The following is a 10,118-nucleotide window of genomic DNA, read 5'->3' as shown; positions in this document are numbered from 1 at the left end:
CCCGTACCAAAATTGACTTCAAAATCATCCGGAAACCAAAGAGAAAAAGAAAGTAGAGTTTAGTTTTAACCCTACTTCTCAATTCCGAAGGAATTTTCCAAGAAGGCCACCTTTATAATCTTCAAATTATGCCACATCAACGAGTCAAAACTTTACTTTCCAAAATAAGGGACATTAAATTAAAATCGGAGGAGTTAGCAAGACTCAGGGGTGAAATCTTTAATATTTTCAAAATATTGAAACTTGAAGGATCTGAGTCAACTCTTCATACAACCCTGATAACTGAGCTGCTAAATCCAAAAGGTACCCATGGGTACAATGACCTTTTCTTAAAGGCATTTATCAATCGACTAAATGAGGACCTTAATCTAGATATAACTGATGAATTCCATCAAGTCGGAGATGGTGTAAAAAAGGAAAAATACATTTCACCTGTAAATTATATTTTTGAAGAAGGAGGCTTATTGGACATTTTCATTCAAACAGATAAATTTGTGATTGGAATAGAAAACAAGATTTTTTCTGATGTTGGATTTCTACAATTGGAAAGGTATCGAAAATTTTTGAACAGCTTCCAAACCAATCATATCAATTCTTATTTAATTTATCTAACCTTAGAAGGAAGACATTCAGAGTCTAAAAGCCTTAAACTGAACGAGGATTATTATCCTGTTTCATATAAACGGTTTATCATAAAATGGCTTGAGGAATGTCACTCAATAGTATCTGACTCCCCTATATTAAGAGAGACTATCAAACAATATGTCATCACCATCCAATATTTAACAAATCAATTAACATCACATAAAATGGAAGAAGAACTAGAAAAATTATTATCTGAATATTATGATGAAGCCCAATTGGTCGCAGCCAATATCGGAAAGGTTCAAAACACTCGTACCATTAAATTATACACTATCGTTAAATCTAAAGTTACGCAAAAGTTACCTAAAGACTGGGAAATGGTTTTTGATTTGAATGTACTGAATTTTAATTGGAATCAGATTTCTTTTAGGCAAAACTGGGTTGAGGGTTTATCTGTTAGTTTTGAGGGCACTCCCAAATTCATCAATGGTTTTGGACATGGAATACTCCTAAGTACCGAAAAGTTTGATAAAAATTTAATTAAGTCTGAGCTTTCTGAAAAAATTAAGTTTAACAAAAGAACAAATAGTTGGATGACCTATAATGCAGGATTATATTCGCAATTATCAAGCAAAGTTAATTCCTCAACCAACCTTGATACACTAGCAGAGGAAATATCTGATTACATGCTTCGAGTTATTGAAGGAGAAAAAAATGCTTGTGAAATTATTAATAACCATCTGATTACTTAATTTCTTAACTAAAAAAATATGTGAATTACTCCTGTTAATAGTCTACTTTTAAAAATTTAACGCACTTGATAGAATGAATTTCATATTTCACACTTTCATGAGATTTTCAACTATCCTTCTAACAATACTTAATAATAAATTTTATTTTTTCGGCAATTTTAATTTTTACTTGCCAAAGTTTTGAATTTAAAATTTTAAAATTATATTTGTTTGATCTCCATGAAAAACACAGATATAGCCCATACTCTTAAATTACATTTTGCAGGTAAACATGAGTTTACAACTAAAGAAATCACAGATGCTTTACATGAGCAGTTACCTGATTTATCTGGAAGTACTATAGCATGGAGGCTAAACCAACTCAAAAAAGACAATCTCCTTTATCAAATTGGCCGAGGTCTATACACTTTCGAATTCAAACCTGAATTTTCTTCTGAGCTAAGTCTAAAATCAAAACGCCTGTACAACAAGGTTAAAGGGGTTTATAGCGGGAAATTTGTAATGTGGGACACTTCTATATTCAATGAAATTAGTGGGGATCAAATTTCTAAGTATTGGGTATTCATCGCTCTCGACAAAGATGATTTAGACCACTTATTTGACGAGATGCTTTCGTTTAGCAAAAAGGTTTTTTTACATCCAGACAAAGAAACTACTACAAGATACCTTATGCCACAAGATGAGGCTATAATTCTGACTGCATTAGTATCAGAAACCCCAATTGAGCGAAAAGGGGATTACCTCTCCCCTAGCCTAGAAGGCATTCTTGTAAATGCCTGGTTTGAGCATGAACAATATTTACAGCCTATTGGCTTAAATATTCGCAAACTGTATGAACAGGCATTTGCCAAATACAAGGTGAATAAAAGCAAGCTCCTACGCTATGCAGCGAGAAGGGATAAAAGAAAAGAAATCTACGAACTATTAAATACCATCGAATAATGGCTACAGAAGTAATTGAACAGGATGACATAGTCTTAGAAGACAACCAGCTGGTTTGTATTCTGACAGGTGAAATCAAAAAGGTAAAACCACAGGAAAGCAATCTTCAATCAGTAATTCTGATGCTTAATGAGGAATATGGTTTCGACTTGGATGATATGGAGCGTGAGTTTACCATTCAATACACCGATCCTGATACAGGGAAACCAAAAAAACAGAAGGTTGAGTTAGTAGTCTTTGAAAAAGGAAAACCACATGAGCAGGATTTCATACTTCGAATCTGTGTAGTTCAGGATGATAAAGTAAAAGATGCTGACAAGAAAAAAGGGGTGAAACCCACACTGGAGAACGCAATGGGTGCAGTAGAAAACTGCGAATTTGGACTTTGGGCAAATGGTTCAAGCTATCATTATTTACAGAAGGAAGATGATGCAATGGGCTTTGATTATGAGTTTGTAGATCTTTCTGATTTCCCCGGTGAAGGTGAGACATTAGCAGACCTTGATAGAGCTGACCGTTCTTCAAGTAAGAAGCCAGCGAATGACTCACTTATAAAAGTGTTTAAGCGATCTCACGATTACATTTATGGAAACGAAGGTCGAAAGAAGGATGCCTTCTGGCAATTACTTAACCTAATCTTCTGCAAACTTTATGACGAGAAACGCAGATTCATCCCTTCTGAAAATAGCTATCGCAGAAAGTTTTGGGTTGGAGTAAAAGAGCAAAATACAGAAGAAGGGCGTAAAGAAGTAGCCAAACGTATTAAGGGACTTTTTGAAGAGCTAAAAAGAGATGAAATATTCTCTGAGGTTTTTGATGGCAATGAAGCGATCGGGCTTACGGACAAAGGGTTGGCTTTCATAGCAGGTGAACTTGCAAAATACTCCTTCCTTGATGCTTCAGTGGATGTGAAAGGAATGGCTTATGAAACTATTGTCAGTAATACGCTAAAACAGGAAGCTGGACAATTCTTCACACCGAGGAATATCATCAAAGCAATGGTGGAAATGATGAATCCCACTGAAAATGACCGTGTACTTGATCCTGCATGTGGATCGGGAGGCTTTTTGGTGATGGTACTGGACCATGTTAGAAAGCAGATTGCCGCTGAGTTGTACCCAGATTTAGATGGGCCACTGCTGGCAGAGAAATTTAATTCTTTTGAGGTAAATGAGCGCGTAAAGCAGTATGCGGAGAGGAGTATTTTTGGTTTTGATTTTGACCCGGACTTGAAAAAAGCAGCTCGAATGAACATGGTGATGGCTGGTGATGGTCACGCTAATATTTTCCATGTCAATTCCCTTGCCTACCCTAATTGGGAACATCCTGCTGAAATTGAGAAAATTCAGGCTGCTGTTACTAAAAGCCTTGAAGAAATGGATGACATTGAAAACCGATATGGTCATGATGCCCGTGGAAAATTCGATATCATTTTCACCAATCCTCCATTTGGAGCGAAAGTAAAGGTAGAAACTGAAATTGCTAGCCATTATTTCTTGTCCAAATACAGTGATGCTCCTGAGGTGTTGTTCATTGAATCATGCTACAACTTTTTAAAGCCTGGCGGAAAAGTAGCCATTGTATTGCCTGATGGTATATTGGGAAACCCAAATACCCTTCCCGTACGGGAATGGATCCTAGATAAATTCAAAATACTGGCTTCGGTTGACTTAGCAGTGGAGGCTTTTTTGCCTCAGGTAGGCGTTCAGGCTTCATTGCTCTTCCTTCAGCGGAAGTCTGAAATTGAAAGGCAGCTTGCTCAGGATAGCGCTGAAGACTATGATGTTTTTATGGCCATTGCTGAAAATTTGGGTAAAGATCGAAGAGGGAACCCGATTTTTGAGCGTGACAATGATGGAGCAGAGATACTCTTTTATACAGAAACCAAGTATCTAGTACATAAAAAGGATGGATCATTGGAAGAAAAAACCAGAAGAGAAATGCTTAAACAATTGAATGATGACCTTCCAAAGATCACAGAGGCTTATCAAAAGTTCTTAAATGGTGGATTGTAATGAAAGTTTTAAAAGTAAGTTTCAAAGATGTCGGTATTTCTTCACGATTTGATAGTAGTTATCATCTGTCGGAAGGCACTAAATACCTTAAGATACTAAGATCGATGCCTCATAAAAAACTTGATGATATCACCTCTAGCATTTTTACAGCTGGAAGAAGCAAAAGGTTTTATACAGGAGAGAGATACGGTTTTCCCTACCTGAGTAATTCTGAAGTTGTAAAACAGAATCCAATTGATGATTGCAAATACAACTCAAAGAAGTTTGGATATGACGAACATTCATTTTTAAAGGAAGGGATGATTGTGACAGGGCGTGTTGGAGCCATTGGGCAAACTGCTTATATCAATTCCGAGTTTGAAGAATTCCGAGCAATGGGTTCAGATAATATTATTAGAATTGTCCCCCATGATTTTAGAATGTCTGGTTATATTTATTCTTTTTTGGTCTCCAAATATGGTAATACTTTGTTGTGGAAACTAGCCGCAGGAGGTGTCCAGCCATATATTTCTGAGGATATGATAAAAGACATGCCTATCCCAATTCTCACTGAACTAAAACAAGAGGAAATCCACAAATTAATATTTGAGGCTTCAAATTTAAGGGTAGATGCAAACAAGTTGTTAAGAGTATCAATTAAGGAAATCGAATCAGAATTTACATTTGAAAGCCCGAAGAAGAAATTCAAAATTAATATCCAACACATACTAAAAGGTGATAAATACACTCAAGAGGCGAGACTTGAGTCAGACTATTACCAACCATCAACGCAAAACATTATAAAACAAATTCAAAAGCGCAATTGGACCTATTTAGGAGATATCGCCAATGAAATTAATAGATCAGGGTTAAGAGAAAGATCATTTGTTGAAAATGGTGTCCCGCTAATTACAGGTCAAAATTTAAATATGGCTCGATTACAAGGGCTTAAGATGCTTTCAAGGAAGTTTACAAGAAATATTGATAGGAATACCACAGATGAGGGAGATATTTTAGTTTCAGTCCAAGGCACAATTGGTAAAATTGAGTATGTGTATAGGAACATGTATCAAGGAGTATTTGCTAGTGAACAACTTTCAAAAATCAAAATAAATTCCTCTAAAATTCATCCAGGTTATATCGCTTGTTTTTTGAGAAGTAAACTGGGAGCACTGCAATTATTGAAGCATAAAACAGGTAGTGTAATTGAGTGGATAAAGGAAAATAATATTGCATCTCTAATTATTCCTATGCCTGATGATAAGGGAGATAAAATTGGAAATAATTACAACATAGCTACTTTAAAATTGGAGCAAGCTTTTCAAAAGGAAAATAAGGCAATCCAATTAGTAGAAAACGAAATTGAATCATGGCAAAAATCATAGTACCACCCTATTTCGATTCAGTTGTAAATGTAGGAGAAAAGCGTTTGCTGGATTACTTGCAGGTAAATTTGCCGGATAGCTTTTATCTGGTACCCAATGTAGAGATAGCTTCCACTAACCCTAGAAACAACCGTACGCAATATTGGGAATATGATTTGTTGATTGTTGCCCCACATGCTATTTACAACATTGAGAACAAAGACTGGAAAGGACGTATTGAAGGTGATGATAATTATTGGTACGTAAACGATAATCAACGACAAAACCCATTAAAAACAGGTAGGCAAAAAACAGCCATTTTAGCTTCCAAGCTTAAAGAACAGGAACCTAAATGGGGTAAGGCATGGGTTCAAAACATGGTTACGCTATCTTACCCTAATACATACGCACCCTCTCTGTGGCAAGAAGCTGGAAAGCTCACATTTCAACTTAATGAGCCTTTGATCATTTACCTGAAAGACCCAAAACAGCTAGGTAAATCAGAAAATGACATAGTAGACATTTATAAGGATATTGTAAAGTTTCTTGATGGTAGTCAAAGTAAAAAAGCACCGGATGAAAAACGTGAAGTCGTAGGCTATGAAATTATAGAAATACTCCAGCAGGAGCCTAACTTTACAGAGTATTTAGTAAAACCCAAAGGAGTTACCTCTTCTATTCGGAAAAGGGTAAAAGAATATTCACTTCAGGTTGCTGGACTTTCCCAACCTGAACTACAGAAACGTGAGGAGACAATTAAAAATCAATACAAAGCTCTCCATAAGATTAAAGCAAAACCTTTCATACTGAACGTTGAGTTTAAAATTGATGAGGAAAACCACCAATTTTATGAAATCTCAGACTTTTTAGACGAAAACTCTCTTAGAGCTGAAGCCCGATCGAAGACCTTTACTTTTCAAGAGAAGCTGGGCATTATTCGGAATGTGATGGCCGCCCTAAAAGAAGCGCACAAAGAAAACATATTTCACCGGGACATTAATCCGGATAACATTTACATGAGCAGCGGTTATGCTTATCTGGGTAATTTCGGGAAGTCCTATTTCACTGACCACAACCAGCAAGGCTATACTGTAATGGCCACTATTAATGAGTCCAATGCCACGCCATATCATCCCTTAGAACTCACGATTGGAGACGCCTCCCGTGCCTCAGATATTTATTCACTTGGAGTACTCATTTACTGGCTTTTTACAGGGGAAGAACCTTTCAAAACACCCTTTGATCTTGATAAAATGGGAGGTAAACTACCAACTGATAAACTACCCACCACGCTTAATAAAGCTTTGCCAAAATGGTTGGATGAGTTCTGTCACAAAACCATTCTTATTGATGATTTGAAAAGGATAGATAGCATTGAACAACTTGAAAAGTTCATTGAAGAATCTATCAACGAGGTTGACAGTACAGATGAATCAGAACCTACTACAGTTTCTCCTAAAACTACATCCATTGATTCTTATGACCTGAAAGAAGGTGATAGAATTGGAGATTACATCATTCACCAAATACTCGGTAAAGGAGGTTACTCACGCGTATTTAAGGTTAAGCATCAATTACAAGGAAAATACTATACACTAAAGCTTTTCCATGAAAGTGTAAATGCTAAATCAGTAATTGACGAGTACAGCGCACTTGTTGGACTCGACCATAACAATATTGTAAAGTTCGTCTGGAATGGTGAAACCCCAAATGGTCAGTTTTATACCCTAATGGAATATTTGGAAGGCGAGAATCTGAGTGCCTACTCCCGCACAGATGCTAAGCTTCCAATCTATAGAGTCTATCAAGCAGGAGTGGATATTCTAAAGGCTTTGGTAACCATGCAAAGCCTTGAAAAACCAATTCTTCACAGAGATATTAAGCCTCAAAATATTATTTGGGATGACCAAAAGAGGTTTGTGCTAATTGATTTTAATGTTGCTTCTTTCGTTGATGACAATAAAGATTTTGTTGGCACAAATCCTTACCTAGCTCCTGACCTCATAGCTGATGGCTATAAAGTCGATTGGGATACTTCAGCCGATACCTTTGCATTGGGAATTACACTTTACGAACTCATAACCAAGCAATATCCCTGGACTCCCAAGAAAATGCCAGTTCTCAGCATTGATCCAATTAATCCTAAAGAATTTGAACCTAGAATTTCTGATTCATTCGCCAGCTTTGTCCATAAAGCAATTAATCCAAGGGTCGAAAATCGTTTCCGGAACGCCAAAGAAATGCTGGATGCACTTTATGAGATAGGTGAAGAAGGTATTTTGGAAACAAATGTTGAGGTAGAAAAATCAATTACAAATGACAATCAACTCTACCATGTAGAGTTGATGATTTCGCAACCAGGTTTAAGTATTAAGTTGTTTGATAAAATGGCAACTTTTGTAGAGGTTGAAAAAACTGTACTTAATAGTCTTGATCGCTTTAAAAGCAAACTTTCAACCTATAAAAACAGCTTATCTCTTGGCGACATAATTGCTCTAACTCTTAAAATAGATAGTGAAACCATTATTTATAAACCCTTTTGGAAAGGTGGAGCTCGAAATTTCACGGATGGCAATATTGAGAGATTGTATGATAGTTTAATTCAGGTTTTTGAGGAACACATGCAAGAGTTAAATGCATACAAAATTGAAGTGGAAGGGATTGATTTTGTTCAGTACATCAATTCCTTATATAGCCAATCCAGAAATGGGAACTTTGGTACTAGAGCAAGTGAAAACGTGAACGAGCTTGATAAGCTAACTTATACCCCTTCAAAGCTCGATAAAAAACTTCTTCCCGATATACTTGACGGTAAGTATAAGTTGTTAATCATTACTGGAAACGCTGGTGATGGTAAAACCGCTTTTATCAAACGTATTGAGTACGATAACGCTGTTAAAAATCTAAATCACCATGAACATAAAAATGGTGCGAAATTTAAGATCAATGGTATTTCTTTCGAGAGTAACTATGATGGCTCACAAGACGAAGAAGAACGAGCAAATAATGATGTCCTAGAATCCTTTTTTGAACCCTTTGAAAACTTGGCTAACTACAATGACGCTAAAGAGGGAAGAATAATCGCAATTAATGAAGGAAGGTTAGTGGAGTTTTTAAAAACTTCCACTAAGCATAAACCTCTACATGATACTATTGAAAACTACTTCTACAACGAAGGGCATCAAAACCTCCCGGGAGGTTTGATGATCATTAATTTAAACTTAAGGTCTGTTACAGCCCAAGATGAGAAAGAGCCAAGTTTGTTCAGAAAACAAATAAAAGCACTCACTAAGAAGGAGCTTTGGAATAAGTGTGAAGGATGTGAGCTGGAAAAGAAGTGCTTTATTAAGTACAATGTAGATTCCTTTAATGACTCGACTTCAGGGGAAGAAATAATCACTCGTATGGAATGGTTGTTGAGAACCGCTAGCCTGAAGCGGGAGCTGCATATTACAATGCGTGATTTACGTTCTTTCATAGCATTCACACTCACTAGAGACTATGAATGCTCAGATGTAGTACAGTTGTTTGCAGATAGTTATAATCAACCCGAAACTTATTGGCAAAATTATTATTTCAATATCACCAATCCTGTTGTAGATGATTCAGGCAATCAGGATCGCCTAATCAAACTGCTTAGGGAAACTGACATAGGTGAAGTAGCTATACCTGATAAAGACAGAGATCTTTTCTTCGGGCAGCATGATTCCAATGAGTATTTAGAGTTTTCTAATCGTGAAATTACTCTTATTGAAGAGTTTAATAACAATAAGATCTGGGTGCCGGCACATGAACAGGACGGCTCACTGATCAAAAGAATACGAGTGATCCAGAAAATATTCATAAGACATCAATACTTCGAGGGTAAATCAGAATTACTATCTATAGAAAACGGATACGTCCCATTGACTATAGAAACTGAGGAGGCTAAATTCCCCTCCTATCTTCTTAGATTGCCTTATCACTCAGTTTTCAAATTTGTAAAAGTTCTTTCAATGGGAGACAATGGTTCCACCACTAAGACCAGCATTTCAAGGGCAATATCATTAAATGAGGGATGTGATAATCAGGTTATAGATAAGGACTACCTTGTACTAGCTTCAACAGATATTAGAGACCCATTCAGTAAGTCATTCCGGTTGTTTGATCTTAACGATTTTGAGCTGTTTGTAAACAGGACGGATCATTTGGTAAAATATCTTGAATATGAACCAGACAGTTTGACTTTCAGACATAAAACCAAGAAACACGTCAAACTTACGATTTCGCTAGATCTGTATGAAATGCTGTATTTTATACAACAAGGATTTAGTCCATCTCTCAATGACTTGCGAGGTAGGTTCGTTGAACTGATCATTTTCAAAAATCTTCTGGAAAACCTTACCTACACTGAAGTTGTGGTAACCAGGGATAATTTGGAGTTTTTTAAAATAAGTAAAGACGACCAAAGCCGTCTTTACATAGAACCTATGGAAGTATAA

At 36.4% G+C, this 10,118-nt stretch carries 5 protein-coding genes; all 5 read left to right on the top strand.

The window, feature by feature from the left end; translation table 11 throughout:
- Positions 1-128 precede the first annotated feature (128 nt).
- The 5 genes from HMJ38_RS24180 to mads6 all read left to right on the top strand — a co-directional run bounded on the left by HMJ38_RS24180 (position 129) and on the right by mads6 (position 10,118).
- Positions 129-1,337, top strand: a complete 1,209-nt coding sequence (locus HMJ38_RS24180; protein WP_262892914.1) for a PDDEXK-like family protein — start codon at positions 129-131, stop codon at positions 1,335-1,337.
- 219 nt (positions 1,338-1,556) lie between these two features.
- Positions 1,557-2,279 (top strand): DUF6577 family protein, encoded by a 723-nt coding sequence (locus HMJ38_RS24175; RefSeq protein WP_194977025.1) that lies wholly within the window; start codon positions 1,557-1,559, stop codon positions 2,277-2,279.
- Positions 2,279-4,294: a methylation-associated defense system DNA methyltransferase MAD2 gene (gene mads2 / locus HMJ38_RS24170; RefSeq protein WP_194977024.1), complete on the top strand. Its 2,016-nt coding sequence runs from the start codon at positions 2,279-2,281 to the stop codon at positions 4,292-4,294. The genes HMJ38_RS24175 and mads2 overlap by 1 nt, the downstream gene beginning before the upstream one ends.
- Positions 4,294-5,658, top strand: a complete 1,365-nt coding sequence (mads5, locus tag HMJ38_RS24165) for a methylation-associated defense system restriction endonuclease subunit S MAD5 (protein ID WP_194977023.1) — start codon at positions 4,294-4,296, stop codon at positions 5,656-5,658. The genes mads2 and mads5 overlap by 1 nt, the downstream gene beginning before the upstream one ends.
- Entirely contained in the window at positions 5,643-10,118 is a 4,476-nt protein-coding gene (gene mads6, locus HMJ38_RS24160; RefSeq protein WP_194977022.1) for a methylation-associated defense system protein kinase MAD6, read from the top strand. The genes mads5 and mads6 overlap by 16 nt, the downstream gene beginning before the upstream one ends.

The organism is Aquiflexum lacus, from assembly GCF_015476655.1.
Classification (GTDB): domain Bacteria; phylum Bacteroidota; class Bacteroidia; order Cytophagales; family Cyclobacteriaceae; genus Aquiflexum; species Aquiflexum lacus.
The sequence above is the reverse complement of the archived record's forward strand: the minus strand, read 5'-3'. Positions and strand labels throughout refer to the sequence as shown.